The organism is Stenotrophomonas daejeonensis (genome assembly GCF_001431505.1).
Taxonomy (GTDB): Bacteria; Pseudomonadota; Gammaproteobacteria; order Xanthomonadales; family Xanthomonadaceae; genus Stenotrophomonas; species Stenotrophomonas daejeonensis.
Genome location: NZ_LDJP01000086.1, coordinates 1 through 24,094 on the forward strand (window position 1 = coordinate 1; position 24,094 = coordinate 24,094).

At 66.9% G+C, this 24,094-nt stretch carries 25 protein-coding genes and 1 pseudogene; 10 read left to right on the top strand and 16 right to left on the bottom strand.

All coding sequences use genetic code 11. The features are described 5' to 3' along the window. The first annotated feature begins 193 nt into the window (after nt 1–193). The gene (locus ABB34_RS13265) at nt 194–2,650 is read left to right on the top strand and encodes a putative bifunctional diguanylate cyclase/phosphodiesterase (protein WP_057641828.1); all 2,457 of its coding nucleotides are present in this window, start codon (nt 194–196) and stop codon (nt 2,648–2,650) included. Nucleotides 2,651–2,917: 267 nt separating this feature from the next. Here ABB34_RS13265 and ABB34_RS15420 read toward each other — a convergent pair whose 3' ends face one another. The 6 genes from ABB34_RS15420 to ABB34_RS13295 form a co-directional block, all read right to left on the bottom strand. Further along, on the bottom strand, nt 2,918–3,160 hold the full coding sequence (locus ABB34_RS15420; protein WP_057641829.1) for a hypothetical protein: 243 nt from the start codon (nt 3,158–3,160) through the stop codon (nt 2,918–2,920). 80 nt (nt 3,161–3,240) lie between these two features. Beyond that, nucleotides 3,241–4,431, bottom strand: a complete 1,191-nt coding sequence (locus ABB34_RS13275; RefSeq protein ID WP_057641831.1) for a methyl-accepting chemotaxis protein — start codon at nt 4,429–4,431, stop codon at nt 3,241–3,243. A 52-nt stretch (nt 4,432–4,483) separates the two neighbouring features. Then, nucleotides 4,484–5,107, bottom strand: a complete 624-nt coding sequence (hflD, locus tag ABB34_RS13280) for a high frequency lysogenization protein HflD (protein WP_057641833.1) — start codon at nt 5,105–5,107, stop codon at nt 4,484–4,486. Further along, complete coding sequence (gene mnmA, locus ABB34_RS13285; RefSeq protein WP_245625456.1) at nt 5,104–6,231, bottom strand: tRNA 2-thiouridine(34) synthase MnmA; 1,128 nt, start codon at nt 6,229–6,231, stop codon at nt 5,104–5,106. The genes hflD and mnmA overlap by 4 nt, the downstream gene beginning before the upstream one ends. A gap of 110 nt (nt 6,232–6,341) precedes the next feature. Then, nucleotides 6,342–6,794 carry an NUDIX hydrolase gene (locus ABB34_RS13290; protein WP_083490214.1) on the bottom strand — a complete coding sequence of 151 codons (453 nt, stop codon included), beginning with the start codon at nt 6,792–6,794 and terminating at the stop codon, nt 6,342–6,344. A gap of 11 nt (nt 6,795–6,805) precedes the next feature. Beyond that, nucleotides 6,806–7,282 carry a type III secretion system chaperone family protein gene (locus tag ABB34_RS13295; protein WP_057641837.1) on the bottom strand — a complete coding sequence of 159 codons (477 nt, stop codon included), beginning with the start codon at nt 7,280–7,282 and terminating at the stop codon, nt 6,806–6,808. Nucleotides 7,283–7,377: 95 nt separating this feature from the next. On the opposite strand from ABB34_RS13295, the gene clpS reads away from it, so the two are divergent. After that, a complete protein-coding gene (gene clpS / locus ABB34_RS13300) occupies nt 7,378–7,698 on the top strand; it encodes an ATP-dependent Clp protease adapter ClpS (protein ID WP_057641839.1) in 321 nt (106 codons plus the stop codon). Between the two features lie 108 nt (nt 7,699–7,806). Continuing rightward, nucleotides 7,807–10,089 carry an ATP-dependent Clp protease ATP-binding subunit ClpA gene (gene clpA, locus ABB34_RS13305; RefSeq protein WP_057641841.1) on the top strand — a complete coding sequence of 761 codons (2,283 nt, stop codon included), beginning with the start codon at nt 7,807–7,809 and terminating at the stop codon, nt 10,087–10,089. A gap of 228 nt (nt 10,090–10,317) precedes the next feature. On the opposite strand, the gene infA is transcribed toward clpA, so the two are convergent. The 4 genes from infA to trxB form a co-directional block, all read right to left on the bottom strand. After that, on the bottom strand, nt 10,318–10,536 hold the full coding sequence (gene infA / locus ABB34_RS13310) for a translation initiation factor IF-1 (protein ID WP_005409596.1): 219 nt from the start codon (nt 10,534–10,536) through the stop codon (nt 10,318–10,320). Between the two features lie 112 nt (nt 10,537–10,648). After that, a complete protein-coding gene (gene aat / locus ABB34_RS13315) occupies nt 10,649–11,380 on the bottom strand; it encodes a leucyl/phenylalanyl-tRNA--protein transferase (RefSeq protein WP_057641843.1) in 732 nt (243 codons plus the stop codon). Between the two features lie 170 nt (nt 11,381–11,550). Further along, complete coding sequence (locus tag ABB34_RS13320) at nt 11,551–12,669, bottom strand: GNAT family N-acetyltransferase (protein WP_057641845.1); 1,119 nt, start codon at nt 12,667–12,669, stop codon at nt 11,551–11,553. Nucleotides 12,670–12,698: 29 nt separating this feature from the next. Beyond that, entirely contained in the window at nt 12,699–13,664 is a 966-nt protein-coding gene (gene trxB, locus ABB34_RS13325; protein WP_057641847.1) for a thioredoxin-disulfide reductase, read from the bottom strand. Nucleotides 13,665–13,960: 296 nt separating this feature from the next. On the opposite strand from trxB, the gene ABB34_RS13330 reads away from it, so the two are divergent. The 4 genes from ABB34_RS13330 (at nt 13,961) to ABB34_RS13345 (ending at nt 19,679) form a co-directional block, all read left to right on the top strand. Beyond that, complete coding sequence (locus ABB34_RS13330; RefSeq protein WP_057641849.1) at nt 13,961–16,315, top strand: DNA translocase FtsK; 2,355 nt, start codon at nt 13,961–13,963, stop codon at nt 16,313–16,315. Nucleotides 16,316–16,405: 90 nt separating this feature from the next. Then, the gene (gene lolA / locus ABB34_RS13335) at nt 16,406–17,044 is read left to right on the top strand and encodes an outer membrane lipoprotein periplasmic chaperone LolA (protein WP_057641851.1); all 639 of its coding nucleotides are present in this window, start codon (nt 16,406–16,408) and stop codon (nt 17,042–17,044) included. A 204-nt stretch (nt 17,045–17,248) separates the two neighbouring features. Then, a complete protein-coding gene (locus tag ABB34_RS13340) occupies nt 17,249–18,556 on the top strand; it encodes a replication-associated recombination protein A (RefSeq protein ID WP_425478989.1) in 1,308 nt (435 codons plus the stop codon). A gap of 100 nt (nt 18,557–18,656) precedes the next feature. After that, nucleotides 18,657–19,679: a glucokinase gene (locus tag ABB34_RS13345; protein ID WP_152979634.1), complete on the top strand. Its 1,023-nt coding sequence runs from the start codon at nt 18,657–18,659 to the stop codon at nt 19,677–19,679. A 76-nt stretch (nt 19,680–19,755) separates the two neighbouring features. On the opposite strand, the pseudogene ABB34_RS15010 reads toward ABB34_RS13345, so the two are convergent. From ABB34_RS15010 to ABB34_RS15015, 4 genes and pseudogenes are all read right to left on the bottom strand, one after another. Then, nucleotides 19,756–20,037 (bottom strand): annotated as a pseudogene (locus tag ABB34_RS15010) (energy transducer TonB); the annotation flags it as partial. Nucleotides 20,038–20,327: 290 nt separating this feature from the next. Continuing rightward, nucleotides 20,328–20,720, bottom strand: coding sequence for a hypothetical protein (locus ABB34_RS15310; RefSeq protein WP_152979635.1), 393 nt, complete (start codon nt 20,718–20,720; stop codon nt 20,328–20,330). Nucleotides 20,721–20,739: 19 nt separating this feature from the next. Continuing rightward, a complete protein-coding gene (locus tag ABB34_RS15315) occupies nt 20,740–21,258 on the bottom strand; it encodes a hypothetical protein (protein WP_152979636.1) in 519 nt (172 codons plus the stop codon). Further along, on the bottom strand, nt 21,255–21,671 hold the full coding sequence (locus tag ABB34_RS15015; protein ID WP_083490213.1) for a hypothetical protein: 417 nt from the start codon (nt 21,669–21,671) through the stop codon (nt 21,255–21,257). Before ABB34_RS15015 ends, ABB34_RS15315 begins: the two co-directional genes overlap by 4 nt. Before the next feature lie 122 nt (nt 21,672–21,793). Here ABB34_RS15015 and ABB34_RS13355 point away from each other — a divergent pair, with 122 nt between their 5' ends. The 3 genes from ABB34_RS13355 (at nt 21,794) to ABB34_RS13365 (ending at nt 22,900) form a co-directional block, all read left to right on the top strand. Continuing rightward, nucleotides 21,794–22,042, top strand: coding sequence for a helix-turn-helix domain-containing protein (locus ABB34_RS13355; RefSeq protein WP_057641856.1), 249 nt, complete (start codon nt 21,794–21,796; stop codon nt 22,040–22,042). 94 nt (nt 22,043–22,136) lie between these two features. Beyond that, nucleotides 22,137–22,403, top strand: coding sequence for a type II toxin-antitoxin system TacA family antitoxin (locus ABB34_RS13360; protein WP_057641858.1), 267 nt, complete (start codon nt 22,137–22,139; stop codon nt 22,401–22,403). Further along, nucleotides 22,403–22,900 carry a GNAT family N-acetyltransferase gene (locus tag ABB34_RS13365; protein ID WP_057641859.1) on the top strand — a complete coding sequence of 166 codons (498 nt, stop codon included), beginning with the start codon at nt 22,403–22,405 and terminating at the stop codon, nt 22,898–22,900. Before ABB34_RS13360 ends, ABB34_RS13365 begins: the two co-directional genes overlap by 1 nt. A gap of 76 nt (nt 22,901–22,976) precedes the next feature. On the opposite strand, the gene ABB34_RS13370 is transcribed toward ABB34_RS13365, so the two are convergent. Further along, a complete protein-coding gene (locus ABB34_RS13370) occupies nt 22,977–23,240 on the bottom strand; it encodes a DUF2789 domain-containing protein (protein ID WP_057641861.1) in 264 nt (87 codons plus the stop codon). Between the two features lie 78 nt (nt 23,241–23,318). After that, complete coding sequence (gene eda, locus ABB34_RS13375) at nt 23,319–23,978, bottom strand: bifunctional 4-hydroxy-2-oxoglutarate aldolase/2-dehydro-3-deoxy-phosphogluconate aldolase (protein ID WP_057641863.1); 660 nt, start codon at nt 23,976–23,978, stop codon at nt 23,319–23,321. Nucleotides 23,979–24,094 lie beyond the last annotated feature (116 nt).

The following is a 24,094-nucleotide window of genomic DNA, read 5'->3' on the forward strand; positions in this document are numbered from 1 at the left end:
GGTGGGCGCGGGGCTGGCCGGTCTCCATTGGTGCGTGGTGTGCCGGGTAGGGAACCGGGGTTCATCTTACCGGCAGCGGGGGTGATGACGCAGTCCTCAATTTTCGACGGGGCGCGCCGTTAACGATGACGTACCCGTGTCGCGGGAAGAGGATTGGGAGCGGTACTGCGTGGATCAAGGCGTCATCGCAGGCATGCTGAGCCACCCGTTGGCGGGGGCGATCGTGTTGCTGGACCCGGAAGGGCGACCATTGGCCGCCAATGCGGCTGCGCGCGGACAGGGGCTGCACCGCAGCCTGTCCACGCACCGCCTTGCCCTGGCCGGCGTGCGCCGGCTGGCCTGCGCGCAGGGCATGCAGCCGTGCTCCATCCCCGGCAACGGCGGTTGCCTGCAGGGTTTCCTGAGCGCGGTCCACGCGCCTGAAGGCGCGGTGTCGGCCTACATCTGCACGGTCGAGGCCGCCACCGTCGGCGAACCCTCGCTGCAGGCACTGCCGGGCAGCGACGAAGCCCGGGTGAAGGCGCTGGAAGCCGAACTGCACGAGCAGCAGGTGCAATTGGGGCAGGTCCGGCACATCGCCGGGCTGGGCGGGTGGCACTGGTCGCGGCGCGACGGGCGCTTCCTGTGGTCCCCCGAGCTGCATGCCGCCCTGGGCCGCGCGCCCGGCAGCCTGCCGGAAAACCGGCGCTGGCTGTCCCTGCTCGACCGGCCCGCGCGCCAGCAGGCAATGACGGCATGGCGGCGGCTGCACCGTGAAGGCCAGCCACAGCATTTCGAACTGGCGGTGCCGGCGGCCGACGCCGGCGAAGCCAGCCTGCAATTGGGGGTATGGATGCAGCCCGAGCCGGGAGACGGGGGCGGCATCGGCAAGGTGCGCGGGCAGGTGCAGAACATCACCGAGCAGCACCAGACCGATGCGCTGGTCCGCTGGCGCACCGAACTGCTGAACCGGGTGTCCGCGCTGGGCCGCATCGGCGGCTGCGAGATCGAGGTCGCCACCCGCAGCATGCTGTGGACCGAGGAGTGCTACCGCATCCACGGCCTGCGCAAGGAGCCGGTGACGCTGGAGCAGGCACTGGCCCTGTACACGCAGGATTCGCGCGACGGCTTCGAGGCCGCGCTGCTGCGCATTGCCGACGGCGGCCTGCCCGAGCAGCTGGACCTGTGCTTCTACCGCCATTCCGGCCAGCGCGTGTGGGTGCAGGTGCAGATCGAGCTGGACCGGCGCGAGGGCCTGCCCGAGCGCTTCGTCGTGCTGTTCCGCGACATCACCCGCGAGCGCGAGGCCAACGAGCGCATCGAACTGCTCGCCCACTACGACCTGCTGACCGGCCTGCCCAACCGCGTGCTGCTGCGTGAGCAGGCGCAGGCGGCCCTGCTCGAAGCGCGCCAGCACGGCACCGTGCTGGCGATGCTGTTCATCGGCCTGGACGGCTTCAAGGCGATCAACGACACCTTCGGCCACGCCACCGGCGACGTATTGCTCAAGGCGGCGGCCTCGCGGCTGCACCAGAACCTGCGCAACGCCGACCTGTTCGCGCGCTTCAACGGCGACGAGTTCATCGTCGTGCTGCGCGACCTGGCCGACCCGGAGGACGCCGGCCACGTCGCCCGCAAGCTGATCGCCTCGCTGGCCACGCCGCTGCACCGCGACGACGCCACGCTCAAGGTCGGGGCCAGCATCGGCATCGCCCTGCCGGACGATGCGCGGCAGGATTTCGACGCGCTGCTGCGCGCGGCCGACGCGGCGATGCACGCGGCCAAGGAAACCGGGCGCAACACCTTCCAGTACTACAGCCAGGACGCGCTGGCCCACATCCAGCGCCGCCTGGAAATCGAACACGCGCTGCACGGCGCACTGGAGCGCGAGGAATTCCACCTCGCCTACCAGCCGCTGGTCGGCAGCGACCCGAACCGCGCCCCGGCCATCGAGGCGCTGCTGCGCTGGATGCGCCCGGACGGCGAGCCCTGCAACCCGGCCGAGTTCATCCCGGTGGCCGAGCGCTGCGGCGAGATCGTCCGCATCGGCGAATGGGTGCTGGACGAGGCCTGCCGGCAGGCCTCGGTATGGCAGGCGGCGGGGCTGGAGTTCGAGCGCATCGCGGTGAACGTGTCGGCCATGCAGCTGCGCGAGCCCGGCTTCGCCGAGCGGGTGGTCCGCATCTGCGAGCGCCACGGCTGGCCGCCGCAGCGGCTGGAGCTGGAACTGACCGAATCGGCGCTGATCCGCGACACCGAGGTGCTGCGCCAGTGCTTCGACACCTTCGAGCGGCACGGCGTGCCGCTGGCGGTGGACGACTTCGGCACCGGCTTCTCCAACCTGCATTACCTCAACCGGTTCCCGGTGCAGCGGCTGAAGATCGACCGCAGCTTCGTGCATGGCATGCGCCAGGACGCCGGCACTGCCGAGGTGACCCAGGCCATCGTCCAGCTCGGGCATGCGCTGGGCATGCAGGTGGTGGCCGAAGGCGTGGAGACGCCGTTGGAGGAGGCGATGCTGCAGCGCCAGGGCTGCGATGAAATGCAGGGCTACCTGTATTCGCGGCCGCTGCCGCCGCGGGACATGGCGCAGTGGCTGCGCCGGCGCAACGAAGAGGGCAGGGAGCCGGCGTTGCCGGCCCGCCCGGACGCGCCGATCGTCACCCTCTGAGGTCCTGTCCACGGCGCGTTGCAGTCAGGCTTCCGTGACCTTCCTCGCAGGTGCCGGGCTCGCCCGGTAGTGCCTCATGCGGGGCGAGCCCCGCATCTACAAGGGCGTGGCAGGCATGCTGGGGATGGCGAGACTCCCCTCGCACGAATCGGCCCTCGCAGGTGCCGGGCTCGCCCGGCACGGGAGCTTGCCCGGCAATGCCCCATGCGGGGCAAGCCCCGCATCTACAGGGACATGCAAGAGCCGTCTTCCGCGGTCGCGCGGCGGCTACCGCGTTTCCGTCAACCCCAGGTCCCAGGCGAGCAGGGCGGCCAACGGGGCGATGGGGGGATCTTCGGGTTCCTGCTCCAGCTGCCGCCGCAGTTGCGCCAGTTCCTGCTGCGCCAGTACTTCCAGTGCCAGCAGCGCCGCCCCCGGCATGGCCGCCGGCCGCGCGGACGCAACCGCCGCGCTTGCCGGTTCCGACGGGAACGGCGTGGCGGGGTTGTCCTGGGTGGCGCGGAGGATCATGCGGCAGGAGATGGCGGTGGGCGGCGACAGCAAAGCCCCGGCCGGGGCCGGGGCTGTTCGGGATCACGCGGGCCGGGGGCTCAGAACAGCTCCACCGTCCCGCTGCCCATGCTCTGCTGCGCCACCGGCTTGTGCGGCGGGCGTTCCCACTCGCTGCGCATCTCGCGCAGGCGGCTGCCGGTGCGCTGCAGTGCGGTCACCAGTTCGCTGTCGAGCACGCCGCCACTGCGGTGCAGCAGCTCCTGCAGGGCCACGGCTTCGCGGTTGATCGCGGTCAGGCGGTCCAGGTGGGTATGCACGCCGCCCAGCGCCTGGGTGGCGATGTCCTCGAACTGCAGGGCGCGCACCGCCTCGGCGACGCTGCCGTCGATGGCGCGGCCGCACTCGGAGATCTCGCGCATGCCGTCGCCCAGCGAGGCGTTGATCGCGGCCACGCTGTCCAGCATCGCCGCCGCTTCCTGGCGCGCCTCGCGGGAGCGGTCCATGTCGCGCGAGGCCATGTGCGAGACGGTTTCGCGGACCTTGGCGATGGCGTCCTTGGAGCTGTGCGCCAGCTTGCGGATCTGCTCGTTGAAGGTGGTCGAGCGCTCGGACAGGTTGCGCACCTCGTCGGCGACCACCGCGAAGCCGCGGCCGGCCTCGCCGGCACGGGCCGCCTCGATGGCCGCGTTCAGCGCCAGCAGGTTGGTCTGGTCGGCGATCGACTTGACGTCCTCCAGCAGCGCGAAGATGCCGTCCAGGTGCTGCGCCATCTGGTCGATGTGCTGCACGGTGTTGCTGCTCTGGCCGCTGACCTGCTCCAGCGCCTCGACCAGTTGCTCCATCTGCTGGCTGGCGTTCTGGGCGAAGCGGGCCACGTCCACGCCGCCGCCGCCGTCTTCACCGGCACGGTCGACGATGCGGGCCAGCGCCTGGCTCTGCTGCCGCGACTTGCGGCTCATCGCGTCGAAGCTGCCGCCGAGGCCGGCCACCGCCTGGCGGATCAGCTCGCGGGCGCGCTCGATCTCGCCGCGCGAACCGTCGATCTCGTTGCTGACGAAGCTGCGCAGCTCGTTGAGCAACTGGTCCTGCTCCTTGAGCACGCGGGCGTGTTCCGGGGAGCGTTGGGCCTGGCCATGCACGCTCCACCAGGCGAACACCAGCCAGCTCAGGACCATCGTGGTCAGGATCGCCCATACCGCGGCGGAGGGCCACGCGAACGCGGCTGCCACCGGGAGCAGGAAAGTCAGGGCCAGCGGGGCGGCCAGGCGGATAGCAATGCGTGAATACATGGACGTTCTCGGCAGTGTCACGATTGCAGTATCGGCCGGGTGGGGTGGGTCTTTAGCCGCCCCCGCGCAATTGCCGTTCGATCGTTTCCAGCATGCCTTTGCGCGAGAACAGGAAATCCCAGTAGCTGCCGCCGAGCTGGCGCCACAGCACCGCCGAGCGCACCGCGGCCAGCAGCAGGGCGCGGATTTCGGCCACCACCCCGGCCTGGCCCAGGTAATGCGGGTTGCCCTGCACCATGATCCGCGGCTTGAGCTGGCTGATGGTGTCCGCGTACAGGCCGCCCATTGCCGCCAGCACGTCGGGGTGGGCGCTGTCGCCGAGTTCGCGCGCCAGCCCGGCATTGCGCTGGACGCCGGCCTGCACCTTGGCGATGGCCGCGTCCTCGCGCACGAAGCGGCGCTCCAGCTGCATCACCGCCAGCGCCAGCCGCGGCAGCAGCTCGTCCTTGCCCTGGTTGCGGAAGTAGTCGCGCAGCAGGCGCTGGCCCGGCTCCAGTTGCCGGGGGTCGCCGTACACCGCGGCCGGAGTGGGCGCGTCGATGCGCATCACGCTGTCCATCGCGGTATGCACCACGGCGGCGTCGGAATGGCCGGTCTCGGCGATGCGCCGCACCTGTTGCAGGGCCTGGGCGATGCCGGCCAGTGCCAGTACGCGGTCGTCGAACGAAGAACTCATGCTTGCCTCTCGGGGGATACGGGCTGCCGGGTGCGCTGCTCCAGCGGTGCATCGGTGGCGGCGATCACCGCGCCGCCCAGGCATTCCATGCCGTCGTACAGCACCAGCGACTGGCCGGGGGTCACCGCGCGCTGCGCATGCGCGAAGCGGACCTCCAGCGTACCGTCGTCGCGCACGTTCACCGTGCACGGCTCGTCGGGCTGGCGGTAGCGGGTCTGCGCGGTGCATTCGAAGGCGGCGGCCGGCGGCGCGCCGGCGATCCAGTGCATGGCCTCGCTGCGCAGCCAGTGCGATTGCAGGTAGGGGCTGTCGTGGCCCTGGTCCACGTACAGGATGTTGCGCGCCACGTCCTTGCCGACCACGTACCACGGCGCCGCCGGGCGGCCGCGCACGCCGCCGATGTTCAGCCCCTCGCGCTGGCCCAGGGTGAAATAGAACACGCCGGGGTGGCGGGCGATGGCGCGGCCTTGCGGGTCGTGGATCTCGCCTTCGCGCGCGGGCAGGTACTGGCCGAGGAACTGGCGGAAGTCGCGCTCGCCGATGAAGCAGATGCCGGTGGAATCCTTCTTGGCATGCGTCGGCAGCGCGGCCTCGCGGGCGATGCGGCGCAGCTCGCTCTTTTCCAGGTGGCCGATCGGGAACAGGGTGGCGGCCAGCTGTTCCTGCCCCAGCTGGTGCAGGAAATAGCTCTGGTCCTTGCCGCGGTCGGCGCCGCGCAGCAGCCGCCAGCGGCCGCCGGCCTGCGCCACCTGCGCGTAATGGCCGGTGGCGATGCGCTGCGCGCCCAGTTCGCGGGCCGCATCGAGGAAGTGCTTGAACTTGACCTCGCGGTTGCACAGCACGTCCGGGTTGGGGGTGCGCCCGGCGGCGTACTCGGCGAGGAAGTGCTCGAACACGCCCCGCCAGTATTCGGCGGAGAAGTCGCGGAAATGGAACGGAATGCCGAGCCGGCCGCAGACCGCCACCGCGTCGCGGCGGTCATCCTCTGCCCGACACTCCCCGGAACCATCGTCGGCCCAGTTCTGCATGAACAGGCCGGCGACCTCGCGCCCCTGCTGCACCAGCAGCAGCGCGGCGACCGAGGAATCCACGCCGCCCGATACTCCGACAATGACGTCAGCCACCATCTTTCACCTTCCCCGAGTCCAATCGGAGCCGATTGTGCATGGCACGACGGCACCTCCCCCGCTTGCGGGGGAGGATGGGAGGGGGGAGGCCAAGGTCCGCGCGATGCTCACGGCAGCTGCCTCACCAGCGACAGCGGATGGCGCTGGCCGGCCAGCCAGTCCGACAGCGTCTGCCAGACCAGCGGGCTGCGCAGCCGCGCCATGTCCGCCTGGATCGCCGCCGGGGTCAGCCACAGCGCCTGCACGATGCCGTCGTCCAGCGCCTGTCCGGGATGATGAAGCACCGGCTCGGCGGCGAAGGCGAAGCGCAGGAACGGCGTGCCATCCGGCGCGGCCCACTGGTAGCTGCCGATGAAGGCGGTCAGGCGCACGTCCCAGCCGGTTTCCTCGCGGGTTTCGCGTACGGCGGCTTCCAGCAGGCTTTCGCCGGGTTCCAGGTGCCCGGCCGGCTGGTTCAGCACCCGCCGGCCGGCCTTTTCTTCCTCGACCAGCAACAGCTGCCCGGCGCGGGACACCACGGTGGCCACGGTGACGCGTGGCGCCCAGCGCTCGGACCGCATCGCATCCACGCTCAGAAGTCGTCCTTCGAGGTCAGTTCCAGCTCGATCGCGTCGGCGCTCCTGATCGCCGCGTCGATGGCGTCGCTCAGCATTTCCGCGCCGGCGTCGGCGTCGATCTTGACCACGAACATGGCCGCGTCGCCCTGCTTGACCCAACTGCCCAGCTTGGAGTCGTTGGAGTCCTCCAGCAGGCGGTTGGCGATCAGCGCCGGGAACTGCGGGCCGGACGACTTGTAGCCGGGCGACCATATCTCGCGGACGCGGTGGTTGCCGTAGGTTTCGACCGTCGAACGCACGAACACCAGTTGGGTGCGCTCGTCCTCCATGTCGAACACCATGCGGTAGTCGCCGTCCTCGTCGACTTCGTAGGCGTACTCCAGCGAATCGAGCTGTGCCTTGATGCCCGGGTCCGGTTCGCCGGCGCCTGCGGTTCCGGTCATGCCGGCCATCAGGCCGGCCATTGCCACTGCGATTGCGATCTTCTTCATGCGGTCCCTGCGGGGAATGTGGGCAGGCGGGAATTGTAGCGGCGACCGGGGCGGGCCGGGCGCGGGCGGACGGGGCCAACCGCTATAATTCGCCGATGCCACGCAAGCTCCAACACGAAAACGACCATGCCCTGCTGGTGGAGACCGGCAAGCCCGAAGTCGCGCCGCCGCCGCTGTACCAGGTGATGCTGCTCAACGACGACTACACCCCGATGGATTTCGTGGTGACCGTGCTGCAGGATTTCTTCGGCATGGACCTGGACCGCGCCACCCAAGTGATGCTGCACGTCCACACCCGCGGCCGCGGCATCTGCGGCGTCTACAGCCGCGAGGTGGCCGAGACCAAGGTCGCCCAGGTCAACGAATTCGCGCGCATGAACCAGCACCCGCTGCTGTGCACGATGGAAAAGGCCTGAGGCCGGCACGGCCGATCCCGACGCCTGCCTGAACGGCCATATCCGGCCGGGTTGTGGAAATCGTGCGGCAAGGCCGCATATTGTCTGCAACCGCAGTCGGAGCCCCCCATGTTCAGCAAAGACCTCGAACAGACGATTGGCCAGTGCTACAAGCGCGCCCGCGAGGCCCGCCACGAATTCATGACCGTCGAGCACCTGCTGCTGGCGCTGCTGGAAAATCCGTCCGCGCAGGCCGTGCTCAAGGCCTGCGGTGCCGACCTGGAGCGCCTGCGGCAGGAACTGGAGCAGGCGGTGGAAACCTCGGTGTCGCGGCTTGCCGACGACGATGGCCGCGACACCCAGCCCACGCTCGGCTTCCAGCGCGTGTTGCAGCGGGCGGTCTACCACGTGCAGTCCTCGGGCAAGAAGGAGGTCACCGGCGCCAACGTGCTGGTGGCGATCTTCGGCGAGAAGGACTCGCACGCGGTCTACTACCTGAACCAGCAGGACGTGACCCGGCTGGACATCGTCAACTACCTCTCGCATGGCATCGCCAAGGTCGGCGAAGAGGGCGAGGCCGCACCTTCCATCGACGGCGAGGGCCGGATTGAGGGCGGCGAGGGCGAGGCCAAGGGCGACGCGCTGGCCGAATACGCCAGCAACCTCAACGAACAGGCCCGCGCCGGCCGCATCGACCCGCTGGTCGGGCGCCGCGACGAGATCGAGCGCACCATCCAGGTGCTGTGCCGCCGCCGCAAGAACAACCCGCTGTACGTCGGCGAAGCCGGCGTCGGCAAGACCGCGATTGCCGAAGGCCTGGCCAAGCGCATCGTCGACGGCGAGGTGCCCGAGGTGCTGGCCGACGCGGTGATCTATTCGCTGGACCTGGGCGCGCTGGTGGCCGGCACCAAGTACCGCGGCGATTTCGAGAAGCGCCTGAAGGGCGTGATCACCGCGCTGAAGAAGGTGCCCGGCGCGGTGCTGTTCATCGACGAGATTCACACCATCATCGGCGCCGGCTCGGCCTCGGGCGGCACGATGGACGCCTCCAATCTGATCAAGCCGGCGCTGGCCTCGGGCGAGCTGCGCTGCATCGGTTCGACGACCTTCCAAGAATACCGCGGCATCTTCGAGAAGGACCGCGCGCTGGCGCGGCGCTTCCAGAAGATCGACATCGTCGAGCCGACCGTGGGCGAGGCCTACGAGATCCTCAAGGGCCTGCGCCCCAAGTACGAGGCGCACCACAGCGTGACCTACGCCGACGACGCCTTGCAGGCGGCGGTGGACCTGTCGGTCAAGCACATCGGCGACCGCCTGCTGCCGGACAAGGCCATCGACGTGATCGACGAGGCCGGCGCGCGCCAGCGGCTGCTGCCGGAGGACGAGCGCAAGGCGACCATCGACGTCGAGGAGGTCGAGGCCATCGTCGCCAAGATGGCGCGGATCCCGGCCAAGCAGGTCACCGCCACCGACAAGGACGTGCTGCAGCACTTGGAGCGCAACCTGAAGATGGTGATCTTCGGCCAGGACCCGGCGATCGAATCGCTGGCCTCGGCGATCAAGCTGTCGCGCTCGGGGCTGGGCAACCCGGAGAAGCCGATCGGCAACTTCCTGTTCGCCGGCCCCACCGGGGTGGGCAAGACCGAGGTCACCCGCCAGCTGGCGTTGCAACTGGGCATCGAGCTGGTGCGCTTCGACATGTCCGAATACATGGAGCCGCATTCGATCAGCCGCCTGATCGGCGCGCCCCCGGGCTACGTCGGCTTCGACCAGGGCGGGCTGCTGACCGAGAAGATCGTCAAGACCCCGCACTGCGTGCTGCTGCTGGACGAGGTGGAGAAGGCGCACCCGGACATCTTCAACATCCTGCTGCAGGTCATGGACCGCGGCATCCTCACCGACACCAACGGCCGCGAGGCCAACTTCAAGAACGTGATCCTGGTGATGACCACCAACGCTGGCGCGGTGCAGGCTTCGCGGCGCTCGATCGGCTTCACCAAGCAGGACCACGCCACCGACGCGATGGAGGTGATCCGCAAGAGCTTCACCCCGGAATTCCGCAATCGGCTGGATGCGGTGGTGCAGTTCCAGGCGCTGGGCTTCGAGCACATCCTGCGGGTGGTGGACAAGTTCCTGATCGAACTGGAAATGCTGTTGCAGGACAAGCACGTGGCGCTGTCGGCCACGCCGGCCGCGCGCGACTGGTTGGCCCAGCACGGCTTCGACCCGGACATGGGTGCGCGGCCGATGGCGCGGGTCATCCAGGACAGGATCAAGCGCCCGCTGGCCGACGAACTGCTGTTCGGCAAGCTGGTGGGCGGTGGCAAGGTCGGCATCGACGTGCGCGACGGCGAGCTGGTGGTCGAGGCCACGCCCGAGCCGGAGCGCCTGTTGCCGGCGACGGTGGAGTGAAGCAGGGAACGGGGAATGGAGGTGCGGCGCGGGCTGATGCCGCGCCGTTTTGTAGCGCCCGGCCTTGGCCGGGCGATGGCAGATAGTGCCGACCAACGGTCGGCACCCACCACACCTATCGGCATCAACGCACATGCTCTGTAGCACCCGGCCTTGGCCGGGTGTCATTCCAACCCAACGCAAAAAAGCCAGCACAACGGCTGGCTTTTCAGGCAAACCCGAATCCGCTTATTTCATGCGGTAGGTGATGCGGCCCTTGGTCAGGTCGTACGGCGTCATTTCCACCTTGACGCGGTCGCCGGTGAGGATGCGGATGTAGTTCTTGCGCATGCGGCCGGAGATGTGGGCGATGATCTCGTGCCCGTTTTCCAGCCGGACGCGGAACGTGGTGTTCGGAAGCGTCTCGCTGACGGTGCCTTCGAACTCGATGGAGTCGTCTTTCGACATGTAATCCTGTGCGGTTCTGCGGGTGGCCTTTTCAGGCCCGGAAGCCGGGTATTTTACCCCGCGTCGCCCGATCATGCAAAGTTTGCGTTAAACGATCCATTGAAAGGCCCGTTCAGGCCAGCTCCGCCGCCGCCCGTTCACCGAAACGCCGGGTCCAGCTGCCCGCCGGCTCCGGCAGCCGCACCAGTTGCCGGACCTGGGACAGGAAAGCGTCGCGCGGCAGGTGGGTGGCGCCCATGCGCAGCAGGTGCGGGTTCTCGACCTGGGCGTCGATCAACGGCCAACCCCAGTCGTGCAATGCCTGCGCCAGCGAGGCCAGCGCCACCTTGGAGCCGCCGCTGCGGGCGCTGAACATGCTCTCGCCGAAGAACATGCGGCCGATGGCCACGCCGTAGATGCCGCCGACCAGTTCGTCGCCGTCGCGGACCTCCAGCGAATGGGCGTGGCCGAGCCGGTGCAGTTCGACGTAGGCGTGGAGCATGTCGTTGGTGATCCATGTACCGTCCTGGCCCGGGCGTGGGGCCTGTGCGCAGGCCCGCATCACCGCGGCGAACGCGGTATCGGCGGTGATGCGCCACGTGCTGGCGCGCAACCCGCGGCGGAAGCGCGAGGACAGGCGCACGCCATCGGTGCGGAACACCATGCGCGGGTCCGGCGACCACCACAGCAGCGGCTGGCCTTCGGAAAACCACGGGAACACGCCGCCGGCATAGGCGTTGAGCAGGCGCGCCGGGGACAGGTCGCCGCCGACGGCGAGCAGGCCGTCGGGTTCGTGCAGTGCCAGTTCGGCCGGCGGGAACGGCGCGTCAGGGGCAGGTGGCAGCAGGAACGGGGGGCGGCTCATGCACCGCATTGTAGGTGCGGGGCTTGCCCCGCACGGCGCTTCACCGGGAGTGCTGCATGCGGGGCAGGTCCCGCATCCACGGCATGACCATTCGCAAAAATCTCGTAGGTGCCGGGCTTGCCCGGCACGGGGCTTGGTCGGGAAGGCCTCATGCGGGGCAAGCCCCGCATCTACGGCTTGAACGGTGAGTGGGCCGCCAACTGCCTTGCGTAGCGCGCCACGTCCAACCGCTCCTTGCCGCACCAGTCCGCCAGCGCCTGCCGGAATGCCGGGTCGCCGATCCAGTGACGGCTGCGCACCTCGGTCGGCAGGAAGCCGCGCGCCAGCTTGTGCTCGCCCTGCGCGCCGGGCTCGAAGCGTTGCAGGCCTTCGCGCAGGCAGTAGTCGATGCCCTGGTAGTAACAGGTCTCGAAATGCAGGCCGGGCAGGGCGGCGCCGCCCCAGTAGCGGCCATACAGCGTGTCGCCGCCGCGCAGGCACAGGGCGCCGGCAATCGGCACGTCGTCCTGCATGGCGAGGAACAGCACCAGTTGCCGCGGCATCCGCTCGGCCAGATGGCGCAGGAATGGCAGCGTCAGCGCCGGGGCGTTGCCGTATTCGGCGAAGGTCTGCAGGTAGAAACCGTGCATCGCACGCAGGTCGTCGTCACTGGCCTCGTCACCGTGGACGATGCGGAAGCCGATGCCGGCGCGGGCGATCTTGGCGCGTTCCTGGCGGATGTTCTTGCGGTGCTTGTTGTCCATCGCCGCGAGGAAATCGCCGAAGCATTCCCAGCCGGGCCGGCGCTGCCACTGGAACTGCACGTCCAGCCGTTGCAGCCAATCGTCGTCGAACAACTCGTCCTCGGCGGCTTCGTGGAAATTGACGTGGGCCGACGACAGCCCGGCGGCCTGCACGTGCTCGACGATGGCATGCAACAGGGCGCGGCGGTCGTCGTCATCGCGGGCCAGCAGGCGCGGGCCGGTGACCGGCGAATAGGGCACGGCGCCGAGCCATTTGGGGAAGTAGTCCAGCCCATGCCGCGCATAGGCATGCGCCCAGGCGTGGTCGAACACGAACTCGCCGTGCGAGTTTTCCTTCAGGTAGCCCGGTACTGCGCCGACCAGTTCATCGCCACGCCACAGGGTCAGGTGGTGCGGCGTCCAGCCCCATTCCGGGCGCAGGCAGCCATGCTGTTCCAGGCCGGCGAGGAAGGCGTGGCTGATGAAAGGATTGCAACCGTCATGCAGGCCATCCCAGCGTTCGGCCGGGATGGCCCGCAATGAATCCAGCCAGCGGATGCGCGCCATGCGGTGGCGACCCGGCGACAGGGCTGGCCTCAGCCCTGCTGGTCGAGGAAGCGCTCGGCGTCCAGCGCTGCCATGCAGCCGAAGCCGGCCGAGGTGATGGCCTGGCGGTAGTGCTGGTCGGTGACGTCGCCGGCGGCGAACACGCCTTCGATGTTGGTGGCGGTGGCATTACCGGCGATGCCGGAGTGGATCTTCAGGTAGCCGTTTTCCATCTCCAGCTGGCCGTCGAACAGGTTGGTGTTCGGGTGATGGCCGATGGCGACGAAGAAGCCGTGGGCGTCGATGTCGCGGGTGCTGCCGTCCTGCGTGGACTTGACCCGCACGCCGGTCACGCCCATGTCGTTGCCCAGCACTTCGTCCACTTGGTGGTGCCAGACGGTCTCGATCTTGCCGGCGGCGACCTTTGCGAACAGCTTGTCCTGCATGATCTTTTCCGCGCGCAGGGTGTCGCGGCGGTGCACCAGGTAGACCTTGCGGGCGATGTTGGACAGGTACAGCGCTTCCTCCACGGCGGTGTTGCCGCCACCGACCACGACCACGTCCTGGTCCTTGTAGAAGAAGCCGTCGCAGGTGGCGCAGGCCGACACGCCGCGGCCCTTGAAGGCTTCCTCGGACGGAATGCCGAGGTACTTGGCGGTGGCGCCGGTGGCGATGATCAGCGCGTCGCAGGTGTACTGTGCGTTGTCGCCGGTCAGGGTGAACGGGCGCTTGGACAGATCGGCGGTGTGGACGTGGTCGAACACCACTTCGGTGTCGAAGCGCTCGGCATGGGCCTGCATGCGCGCCATCAGGTCCGGGCCCATCAGGCCGTGGGCATCGCCCGGCCAGTTGTCCACTTCGGTGGTGGTCATCAGCTGGCCGCCCTGCTGCAGGCCGGTGACCACCAGCGGCTTGAGGTTGGCGCGCGCGGCATAGACCGCGGCGGTCCAGCCGGCGGGGCCGGAGCCGAGGATCAACAGACGGGTGTGCTTGGTCGGAAGGCTGGAAGTGCTCATGCAGGCTCGTGGCAGGGGGAAGAGGCGGGCGATGGCCCGGGCTGCGTAATAGAGTGGTGCCCGCTGCTGGGTGAATCAAGGCGCTTTCCTTCTCCCGGCGGGAGAAGGTGCCCCGCAGGGGCGGATGAGGGGTGAGCGGAGCCAATGATGTCTGAACCATCTGGACCCCATTGCCCCTCACCCCAACCCCTCTCCCGGAGGGAGAGGGGCTTTCCCTTTCCCTGTGCGGATGAAACAGGGGCAGCCGTCGTTTAATATCAAGCGCTAACCGTGCATTTCTCAAGGTCTGGTCCAAGGTGGCGAAACAGCTCCCGGAACGTGACAGGAACACCGCCGCCGCCGCGCGCAAACAGGCCGCCGCGGCGGACAACACGCGCCGCAACAAGCTGTGGCGCGACCTGGCATTGATCGCCATCGCGCCGGCGTTGCTGTACCTGCTGGCCAGCTTGTTCACCTATTCGCCGCAGACCGACCCGGGCTGGACCAGTTCCGGCTCGGTGGTCGCGCCGGTGCACAACATGGGCGGCAAGGTGGGGGCGTGGATCGCCGACGTGCTGCGCCAGCTGTTCGGCCATGTCGCCTACCTGATCCCGCTGATGCTGGGCGCGGTGGCGTGGATCGCGATGTTCGGCCTCAAGCGCGAGGACCGCGGGCAGGACGACCTGGGCCCGGCGTTGCGGCTGGTCGGCATCGTCGGTTTCCTGATCGGCGCCACCGGTTTCCTGTACCTGCGCATCGGCGGCGCCGACGTCGCCAATGCCGGCGGCGGCCTCGGCGTGTTGGTCGGCAAGTCGCTGAAGAACGGTTTCGGCGAACTGGGCGCCAGCCTGTTCCTGCTGGTGCTGCTGCTGACCTCGGTCACCCTTGCCACCGGGCTGTCCTGGTTCTGGTTGATGGAGAAGATCGGCGGCTGGGTGCTGGCGCTGGGCCCGCTGCTGGCGCAGAAGAAGGAGCAGGCCAGCGAATGGCAACAGACCCGCGCCCTGCGCGAGGAACGCGAGGAAGTGCGCAAGGTCGATGCCGAAGTGCGTGCCAAGCGCGAGCCGGTGAAGATCGAGCCGCGGCCGGTGCCGGTCATCGAGAAGAGCGAGCGTGCCAAGCGCGAGACGCAGATCCCGATGTTCCAGGGCGTCAACGGCGATGGCTCGGACCTGCCGCCGCTGGCGTTGCTGGACGATCCCAAGCCGCAGCCCAAGGGCTACGACGAGCAGACCCTGGAAACCCTGTCGCGACAGATCGAGTTCAAGCTCAAGGATTTCCGCATCGACGCGCAGGTGGTCGGCGCCTATCCGGGCCCGGTCATCACCCGCTTCGAGATCGAGCCGGCGCCGGGCATCAAGGTCAGCCAGATCAGTTCGCTGGACAAGGACATCGCCCGCGGGCTGTCGGTCAAGTCGGTGCGCGTGGTCGACGTGATCCCGGGCAAGTCGGTGATCGGCCTCGAGATTCCCAACGTCACCCGCGAGATGATCTTCCTGTCCGAGCTGCTGCGCTCGAAGGAATACGACAAGTCGGCCAGCGTGCTGACCCTGGCGCTGGGCAAGGACATCGCCGGCCGCCCGACCGTGGCCGACCTGGCGCGCATGCCGCACCTGCTGGTGGCCGGCACCACCGGCTCGGGCAAGTCGGTGGCGGTCAACGCGATGGTGCTGAGCCTGCTGTACAAGGCCAGCCCGAAGGACCTGCGGATGCTGATGATCGACCCGAAGATGCTGGAGCTGAGCGTCTACGAGGGCATCCCGCACCTGCTGGCGCCGGTGGTCACCGACATGAAGGAGGCCGGCAACGGCCTGCGCTGGTGCGTGGCCGAGATGGAGCGCCGCTACAAGTTGATGAGTGCGGTGGGCGTGCGCAACCTGGCCGGCTTCAACAAGAAGGTCAAGGACGCCATCGACGCCGGCCAGCCGCTGATGGACCCGCTGTTCAAGCCGAACCCGGAAATGGGCGAGGTGCCGCGCCAGTTGGAGCCGCTGCCGTTCATCGTCATCTTCATCGACGAATTCGCCGACATGATGATGATCGTCGGCAAGAAGGTCGAAGAGCTGATCGCGCGGCTGGCGCAGAAGGCGCGCGCGGCCGGCATCCACCTGATCCTCGCCACGCAGCGGCCGTCGGTGGACGTCATCACCGGCCTGATCAAGGCCAACATCCCGACCCGCATCGCCTTCCAGGTCAGTTCAAAGATCGACTCGCGCACCATCCTCGACCAGTCCGGCGCCGAGGCGCTGCTGGGCAACGGCGACATGCTGTACCTGCCGCCGGGCACCGCCATGCCCGACCGCGTGCACGGCGCCTTCGTCTCCGACGAGGAAGTGCACCGCGTGGTCGAGCACCTCAAGGCCAGCGGTCCGGTCGAGTACATCGAGGGCGTGCTGGACGAGGTGCAGACGATGGGTGACGGCGTGGTGGTCGGCGCCACCGGCCTGCCCGAGTCCAGCGCCGCCGGCGACGAATCCGATCCGTTGTACGACGAGGCCCTGCGCATCGTCACCGAAACCCGCCGCGCCTCGATCTCGGGCGTGCAGCGCCGCCTGAAGATCGGCTACAACCGCGCCGCGCGCCTGATCGAGGCAATGGAGGCGGCCGGCGTGGTCAGCGCGCCGGAACACAACGGCGACCGCACGGTGCTGGCGCCGCCGCCACCCAAATAAGGGCAGGGCGGCGCGTCCGATGATGATTGCCGCCCATTCAGTTCCATCAGGGCAGACTCTGCCTACCTTCCACGCCAGCACGCCATCGCCATGAATGCCACCCTGCGCCATACCCTGATTGCCGTTGCCCTGGCCGGTGCCGGGTTCGTCGGCAGCGCCCATGCCGGCGCGCGCGACGACCTCGATGCCTTCACCAATGGCCTGCGCGGCCTGGACGGGCAGTTCAGCCAGCAGGTGTTCGACACCCGCGGCAAGCTCAAGGAGTCGTCCAGCGGCCATGTCGCGCTGTCGGCGCCGCGCCTGTTCCGCTGGGAATACACCAGCCCGCACCCGCAGCTGATCGTCGCCGACGGCAGCAAAGTATGGGTCTACGAACCCGACCTGGAACAGGCCACGGTGCGCAGCCAGGGCGAGGAAGAGCAGAACAGCCCGCTGACCGCGCTGGTCAACCCGGCATTGCTGGACCGCCAGTACGACGTCAGCGAGGAAGCCGCGCCGCGCGACGGCATGCAGTGGCTGTCGCTGAGTCCCAAGCGCGAGACCGAGGCCAGCTTCCAGTACGCCGCACTGGGCTTTGGCCAGAACGGGCTGGCGCGCATGGAAATCATCGACGCGGTGGGCCAGCGCACGGTGATCGACTTCAGCGGCTGGAAGAAGAACCCGAGCTTCGCCAACGGTACGTTCCGCTTCGTTCCCGACAAGAACGTGGATGTCATTGGCGAACGCTGAATGGCTGCCGATGGGTAGTGCCGGCCAGCGGCGGCGCTACCCATGACACACCCGTAGGTCGGGGCTGCGCCCCCGACGCACCCCGCACGCAGCATCTGCATCTCAATGGCCGAGACGCGCCCCCGCTAGAATGCCGCCGTGGCCAGATCCCGAAACACCTTTTCCGAACCGCCCGCCGATCTGCTGAGCGCGGACCGCGAAGGCATGCGCCCGCTCGCCGAGCGCATGCGCCCGCGCACGCTGGACGAGATGGTCGGGCAGAAACGCCTGCTGGCGCCCACTACCGCGCTGCGCCGGGCGATCGAAGCCGGCCGCGTGCACTCGATGGTGCTGTGGGGCCCCCCGGGTTGCGGCAAGACCACGCTGGCGCTGCTGCTGGCGCACTATGCCGACGCCGAGTTCCGCGCCATTTCCGCGGTACTGTCCGGGCTGCCGGAAGTACGGCAGGTGCTGGCCGAGGCCGCGCAGCGCTTCGCCGAGGGACGGCGCACCGTGCTGTTCGTCGACGAGGTACACCGCTTCAACAAGAGCCAGCAGGACGCCTTCCTGCCGCACATCGAGCGCGGCACCATCATTTTCGTCGGCGCCACCACCGAGAACCCCTCGTTCGAGCTGAATTCGGCGCTGCTGTCGCGCTGCCGCGTGCACGTGCTCGAAGCGGTGTCGCCCGAGGACGTGGTCGAAGCGCTGCAGCGGGTGCTGGACGACGAGGAGCGTGGTCTTGGCGGCGAGGACATCCGCATCTCGCCCGGGTCACTGCTGGAAATCGCCCGTGCCGCCGATGGCGACGTGCGCCGCGCGCTGACCCTGCTGGAAATCGCCGCCGAACTGGCGGCCGGCGAGGGCGGCGAAATCACCCCGGAAACCCTGTTGCAGGTGCTGGCCGACCGCACCCGGCGCTTCGACAAGGGCGGCGAGCAGTTCTACGACCAGATCTCGGCGCTGCACAAATCCGTGCGCAGCTCCAACCCGGACGGCGCCATCTACTGGCTGGCGCGCATGCTCGACGGTGGCTGCGACCCGTCCTACCTCCTGCGCCGGCTCACCATCATGGCGGTGGAGGACGTGGGGCTGGCCGACCCGCGCGCACTGGAAATGGCGATCAACGTCTGGAACGCCTATGACCGCATCGGTGCGCCGGAAGGCAACATCGCCCTGTCCAACCTGGCCATCTACCTGGCCAGCACCGCCAAGTCCAACGCCAGCTACAAGGCACTGGCCGCGGCGCAGGCCGACATCGCCGAACTCGGCACCCAGCCGGTGCCGATGCACCTGCGCAACGCCCCGTCGCGGCTGATGAAGTCGCTGGGCTACGGCAAGGGCTACCAGTACGACCACGACGTCGAAGGCGGCATCGCCCTCGACCAGACCGCCTTCCCCGATGAAATGGGCGAGCGGGTCTATTACCAGCCGGTCGAGCGCGGGTTGGAAATCAAGCTCAAGGAAAAGCTCGACCGCCTGCGCGCGGCCCGTGAACAGGCGCGAGCGAAGAAAGGCACACCGGGTGCCTGAGCCGCCGGTGACACCGGTGGTTTCCACGGCCCCGGCGATACCGCATGATGCGCCTCCCTGAAGAAACGGATCGACACATGCAGGCAGGACGGGAAAAGCGATGAGCAGCCCGATGGCGACCCCGTGCCACGAGGTGGCTGCCGCCTACGCGGTCATCGGCGCCGACGTCGGCGGCACCTACGCCCGTCTGGGATGGATGCCCGCGTCCGGCGGCGACAACGCGGCCGTCGATGTGCGCGACTTCCACGTCTATCACTGTGCCGAGCATGCCGGCCTGGGGGCGATCCTGTGCGATTACGCGGACCGGCTGCGCAGGGACCCGGCAATACCGCCGGTGACGCACGCCACGGTCGCCATCGCCGGCGTGCTGGACGGTGACCGCCTGCTCAACACCAATCTGGCCTGGCCGGTGTCGCTGGCCGATACCCGGCGCGAAACCGGGTTGGAGACGCTGGAAATCATCAACGACTTCGCCGCCGTCGCCGGGGCCATCCTCCATGCCGCCCCCGGCAGCCGGCACCGCTTGTCCACGCATGCCGAGCAGGCGGCCCCGGGCCCGGCGCTGGTGCTGGGCCCTGGCACCGGGTTTGGCGTGGCGGTGCGCTTGCAGGGTGGCCACCCGCCGGTATTGGCCAGCGAAGCCGGGCACGCGGCGCTGGCCGCTGGCACTGCATTGGAAATGGAGGTGCTGCGCCTGCTGCAGCAGCGCCACGGTCACGGCCATGTCGACAACGAGCAGGTGCTGTCCGGTCCTGGTCTGGTCACGTTGTATGCCTGCCTGTGTGAATTGGAAGGCGGCACGCCGCGCTGGAACACACCGGCCGAAATCGTCGCCGCGGCTTCCACCGGCCACGACCCGCTGGCCGTGGCCAGCATCCGTACCTTCTGCGGTTGGCTGGGCAGCCTCGCCGGCGACCTCGCTCTCACTTTCGGCGCTCGCTCGGTACACCTGACCGGCGGTATCACCGACCACATCGCCCGCTGGCTGCACGAGGGCGACTTCATGCAGCGCTTCCTCGCCAAGGGCAGGCTCTCGCCGATGTTGCAGCAGGTACCGGTCTGGCGCATCGAGCATGGCCAATTGGGGGTATTGGGGGCGTTGGCGTGGCATGTGGAGTCGTGATTCTTTCTGCGGCGCCTGCTCGGATGTGGCACAGCTTACTTGCAACGTTTGATTGGCCGGGATAGCTGCCTGTTGGCTAGGAAAGGGAAAAGTTGACGGGGACGCGGATGCGACCTTCTGCCTTCTGCCCACTGCGCAGGGCGGGATTGAATTTCCACTTGAAGGCGGCATCCATCGCAGCTTGATCTAGGTCTTTGTTGCCACTGGACTTCTCGACAGCGGTATTGGCAACGTTGCCGTTGGCATCGACGTCAATGACCAGTATGACTTGGCCCTGGATGCCGGCGCGGAATGCAGCCGGCGGGTACCTTGGTGGATTCATGTTCTTGGAAGAAACATCCACCGATGCGTCGATGTTTATGGCTGTACAAAGCTCTTCACGCAATTTCTCAATGAATGTTCCCGGCCTGATGTCCAGATCTTTGAAGGTTCGGTCGGTGACGACTTCGTTGAGCTTCACCTTTCCCGATGAGTCGACTCTCACCTGTTTATTAATGGACACTCTGTTTGTTCTACAAAATATAGTCTGTTCTCTAAAAAATTTATCGCCATTATCAAGGAGATGCTTAGCGACAGTCGTGATGGCGTCTCCTTTCGTTTTCAATGATTGCGTGTCGTATGCCGATTCTTCACCTTTAGAGTTGATTGTCAGGAATTTCCACCTTTCCTGCTGGGCGGGGGCAGGAGCGGCATTCGTGCTGTCATTGCCCTGCTGGGCAGTCCTTTGGATGTTCTGATATTTGATGGTAAATTCGGAAGGATTTTTTTTCGTTCCTCAAAGCAAGTCGCGCCAGCATTTGTGTATTGGCTCTCGGTCATGGTTCCGTTGGCTGGCAGGTGCTCGAAATGGCACTGGCACATGGCCTCGGAGAAAACACGGTCGATGTGGCTGCCAAAAACCCCATTGGGCTGCTGAATTTCTTCCCCTTCCATGCAAAAAGACATCCAGTCTTCGTGTGGGGGGATCGGCTTTGTTTCCTGTGCCAGTACGGTACTGCCAAGACTGGTCGCGAAGATGGCAATGACAAGCTTCATGTTCATGGCGAATCTTCTTCCCTGGTTATTGCTGGGTATTGAAGAGCATGTCGGAGACGTCATTGTCCGACATGATTGTTTGTTGCTCTTCGGGAAGTGGCTGCGATTGTGTCGGAGTTTGCCGTGTGCGTGGTGCTTGTGCCATGTTTTTGAAAAGCTCCCGCGTCAGTGCCGACATGGGGTCCGCCATGTCCTCCATTTCCTGTTGTATTTTTTCCGCTTCCTTTTTGGCGAGAAAGGCCAATTCAAATGGCTTCGTTTGCCACATGGTGCTGGAAAAGTCGGAAGTTACACTGATGGAAATGGAGTGGGTTCCTCCATCCATGCTTACATCGGCGAATCCATCATAAGAAAATAATGATGTTCTTGCGAGGTGTACGTCCCGTACTTTGAGGTTGTATTCCTTGTATTCGGAAGACGTATCGAACTTCTGCTGCATTGATGTTTTTACCAGATCCTGTGCATTGCTTTTCATCATGTGGCCGCCGCCAACGGCGGCCAGTACAAAAAGGAGCAGTATTAGAATGATGGTTCCCGGCTTCATGCCGCAGCCCCCTTGCTTTGCTTGAGTTTTTTCAATATTTCGACTTGTACGTCTGGATGAAATTCTTCATGTGCGGTGTTTGCACGTACATTAAATTTTTCCGGCGGCTTTGCCAGTGCGAAATTTTCGGTGTTGAGCCAGATTGCGTTGCGCCCAACTTTCACTGTTTCACCAGTATTCGTGGCCGTTAGAAGCTGGCTGTCGCTAATGACGCCAATTCCCTTCACCGTGATGCCGGAGCCGCTGGATGCGGATTTGAGATAGACGATATCCCCGACTTTCAGCGCTCTGAAATATTCATGTAGATCGGGGGCTTGCTCCTTCGTCCAGCCGGTACCCACGATGCCTTTGTCGATGAAGACCTGGCTTACATCGTCTTCCCCATACCGTGCCCCAACGGCGTGAATGGCCATTTCCTGTGCTCCCCTGTGGATTCGTTTGATGGACGTGTGACATGTGTACGAGGTGTTTATTTAACTCGTAATGCTAATCGTAGTATGTCGAATCAAGGTATGCAACGCACGACATTGGCGGCATGGCCGTCAAGCCCCACGAATGCCTTCTGGTCGAGATATTTGCTGCGCATGTCCGCGAGCAGCGGTTGGCGTTGGGGTTGTCGCAGGAGCAGCTTGCCGAGCGGGCGGGTGTCCACCGCACCTATGTGGGCATGCTGGAGCGTGGCGAAAAAAACGTCACCATCTACAACATCGAGCGCATTGCCGATGCCTTGGGTGTGGAGCCTGCGGCGTTGTTGGAAAGGAATTGCGGCTCAACCCACGGTTGATGCTGGGGAGGGACGGATTGCGACGGAAGTGGTGTGTTGACAACTGCTACACGCTGCATCAGCATTCGTATATCTTTTGTATATCGGAGGAGCCATGCGTGCTGCTGCCATCAACCTGCGTGCCTTGCCCGAGCAGCGCGACCTGATCGACCAGGCCGCCAGCCTGCTGGGCAAGAGCCGCTCCGATTTCATGCTGGAAACCGCCTGCGCGCGCGCGCAGGAGGTGGTGCTGGATCAGGTGTTCTTCACCCTGGACGAAGAGAAGTTCACGCAGTTCATGGCGATGCTGGATGCGCCGCCGAAGCCGAATCCTGGCCTTGAGCGGTTGTTGGCGCGCCAGCCGATTTGGGAAAAGGCGTAATGCGCCTGCCGTTGGCCGAGCCGGTGCCGCTGGCGGCCATGCACCGGCTGGACGACTTTGATTGTGGCGAAAGCGAACTCGACGATTGGCTGCGGCGGCGTGCCCTGGTCAACCAGTTGGGCGGTGCCAGCCGCACCTTCGTGGTGGCCGATGCCGATAACGTCGTGCGTGGCTATTACGCGCTGGCTGCCGGGGCGATTTCGCATGGGCTGGCCTTGGGCAAGGTCAAACGCAACATGCCCGATCCGGTGCCGGCCATCGTGCTGGGTCGCCTGGCGGTGGACAGGCCGGCGCACGGCCTCGGCCTGGGTGGCGACTTGTTGATGGATGCCGTGCGGCGCGTGATCGGCATTTCCGAGCAGGCCGGTGTGCGCGCGATGCTGGTGCATGCGCTGCACGAACGCGCCCAACGCTTCTACGAGCACTTCGGTTTCGAGTCCTCGCCCTTGCAGCCCTTGGTGCTGATGCTGCGGTTGGGTGGCGAGCGCAACTCCTGAAGCGCATACCCGTAGGTGAGGGGCTTGCCCCACACGGGCTTTACCGGGAACACCGCATGCGGGGCAAGCCCCGCATCTACGGTGCGGGGGTGGTGCTGGCCTTGGTCGCGTCCTCGTGCAGCGACTCGTTCAACTGGTCGACCACGATGGCCCAGACGCCATCGCTGTCGATCTTCTCGCGCAGGAACTGGCGCTGGCCTTCGTTCCAGTACGCCGCTTCACCGATGCCGGTTTCGCACGGCAGTTGGTGGTGCCTGATGAATTGCGCGATGCCCTGTTCGCTGGCATCCAGCCCGAGCTGGAGGAACAGGTTGGTCATGCGCGGGAGGGTTTCGTCCATCGGGATGCCGGCAAGCAGGGGAGTGGCCGATACGATAGCCCATGCTCCGCTTGCCGGTGGCAACGCGTGCCGTTGCGGTCAGTCGGCGCGGGCCGCGCGGACGATGGCGGCGGCCGCGGCGGCGGACTTCTTCACTTCGTCCCACTGGCCGGCACGGATCCATGCGTCCTGCACCATCCACGAGCCGCCGATGCAGACCACGTTCTTCTGCTTGAGGTAGTCGCCGGCGGTGGCCTCGGTGATGCCGCCGGTGGGGCAGAGCTTGAGCTCGGCAATCGGCCCGGCCACGCCCTTGATCATCGCCAGCCCGCCTACGGCGGTGGCCGGGAACAGCTTGCAGATGCGGAAACCGCGCGCGACCAGTGCCAGCAGTTCGGTCGGGGTGGCCGCACCGGGCACCACCGGCAGCGGCGCCTCGGCAAGCGCGTCGGCCAGGTGCGCCGGGGTGCCGGGGGTGACGAGGAAGTCGGCGCCGGCGTCGATGGCCTGCTGCATCTGCGCGACGGTCAGCACGGTGCCGGCGCCGACCACCACGTCGGGCAGTTCGCGCTTGAGCATGGCCAGCGCTTCCATCGCCACCGGCGTGCGCAGGGTCAGTTCGATGGCCGGCAGGCCGCCTTCCAGCAGCGCGGCGCTGACCGCGCGGGCCTGGTCGAGGGTGTGGATGGTGACGACCGGCAGGATGCCGGCGGTGGTGAGCAGGTGTTCGGCGCGATCCTGGTGCTGGGCGATGGTCATGGGAGAGTCGGGAATTGGGAGGGGGAAAGCCCTCTCCCTTTGGGGCGAGAGGGCACGGCTTGCGCACCACTGGTGCGCGTGACCTGGAGCGCCCACGCCGCTGGCGTGGGCCGGGG

Bases quoted from the DNA above. Each gene is read 5' to 3' on its own strand.
- ABB34_RS13265 (WP_057641828.1), top strand. From the start codon at position 194: ATGCTGAGCCACCCGTTGGCGGGGGCGATCGTGTTGCTGGACCCGGAA.
- ABB34_RS15420 (WP_057641829.1), bottom strand. From the start codon at position 3,160: ATGATCCTCCGCGCCACCCAGGACAACCCCGCCACGCCGTTCCCGTCG.
- ABB34_RS13275 (WP_057641831.1), bottom strand. From the start codon at position 4,431: ATGTATTCACGCATTGCTATCCGCCTGGCCGCCCCGCTGGCCCTGACT.
- hflD (WP_057641833.1), bottom strand. From the start codon at position 5,107: ATGAGTTCTTCGTTCGACGACCGCGTACTGGCACTGGCCGGCATCGCC.
- ABB34_RS13290 (WP_083490214.1), bottom strand. From the start codon at position 6,794: ATGCGGTCCGAGCGCTGGGCGCCACGCGTCACCGTGGCCACCGTGGTG.
- ABB34_RS13295 (WP_057641837.1), bottom strand. From the start codon at position 7,282: ATGAAGAAGATCGCAATCGCAGTGGCAATGGCCGGCCTGATGGCCGGC.
- clpS (WP_057641839.1), top strand. From the start codon at position 7,378: ATGCCACGCAAGCTCCAACACGAAAACGACCATGCCCTGCTGGTGGAG.
- clpA (WP_057641841.1), top strand. From the start codon at position 7,807: ATGTTCAGCAAAGACCTCGAACAGACGATTGGCCAGTGCTACAAGCGC.
- infA (WP_005409596.1), bottom strand. From the start codon at position 10,536: ATGTCGAAAGACGACTCCATCGAGTTCGAAGGCACCGTCAGCGAGACG.
- aat (WP_057641843.1), bottom strand. From the start codon at position 11,380: ATGAGCCGCCCCCCGTTCCTGCTGCCACCTGCCCCTGACGCGCCGTTC.
- ABB34_RS13320 (WP_057641845.1), bottom strand. From the start codon at position 12,669: ATGGCGCGCATCCGCTGGCTGGATTCATTGCGGGCCATCCCGGCCGAA.
- trxB (WP_057641847.1), bottom strand. From the start codon at position 13,664: ATGAGCACTTCCAGCCTTCCGACCAAGCACACCCGTCTGTTGATCCTC.
- lolA (WP_057641851.1), top strand. From the start codon at position 16,406: ATGAATGCCACCCTGCGCCATACCCTGATTGCCGTTGCCCTGGCCGGT.
- ABB34_RS13340 (WP_425478989.1), top strand. From the start codon at position 17,249: ATGCGCCCGCTCGCCGAGCGCATGCGCCCGCGCACGCTGGACGAGATG.
- ABB34_RS13345 (WP_152979634.1), top strand. From the start codon at position 18,657: ATGAGCAGCCCGATGGCGACCCCGTGCCACGAGGTGGCTGCCGCCTAC.
- ABB34_RS15310 (WP_152979635.1), bottom strand. From the start codon at position 20,720: ATGAACATGAAGCTTGTCATTGCCATCTTCGCGACCAGTCTTGGCAGT.
- ABB34_RS15315 (WP_152979636.1), bottom strand. From the start codon at position 21,258: ATGAAGCCGGGAACCATCATTCTAATACTGCTCCTTTTTGTACTGGCC.
- ABB34_RS15015 (WP_083490213.1), bottom strand. From the start codon at position 21,671: ATGGCCATTCACGCCGTTGGGGCACGGTATGGGGAAGACGATGTAAGC.
- ABB34_RS13355 (WP_057641856.1), top strand. From the start codon at position 21,794: ATGGCCGTCAAGCCCCACGAATGCCTTCTGGTCGAGATATTTGCTGCG.
- ABB34_RS13360 (WP_057641858.1), top strand. From the start codon at position 22,137: ATGCGTGCTGCTGCCATCAACCTGCGTGCCTTGCCCGAGCAGCGCGAC.
- ABB34_RS13365 (WP_057641859.1), top strand. From the start codon at position 22,403: ATGCGCCTGCCGTTGGCCGAGCCGGTGCCGCTGGCGGCCATGCACCGG.
- ABB34_RS13370 (WP_057641861.1), bottom strand. From the start codon at position 23,240: ATGGACGAAACCCTCCCGCGCATGACCAACCTGTTCCTCCAGCTCGGG.
- eda (WP_057641863.1), bottom strand. From the start codon at position 23,978: ATGACCATCGCCCAGCACCAGGATCGCGCCGAACACCTGCTCACCACC.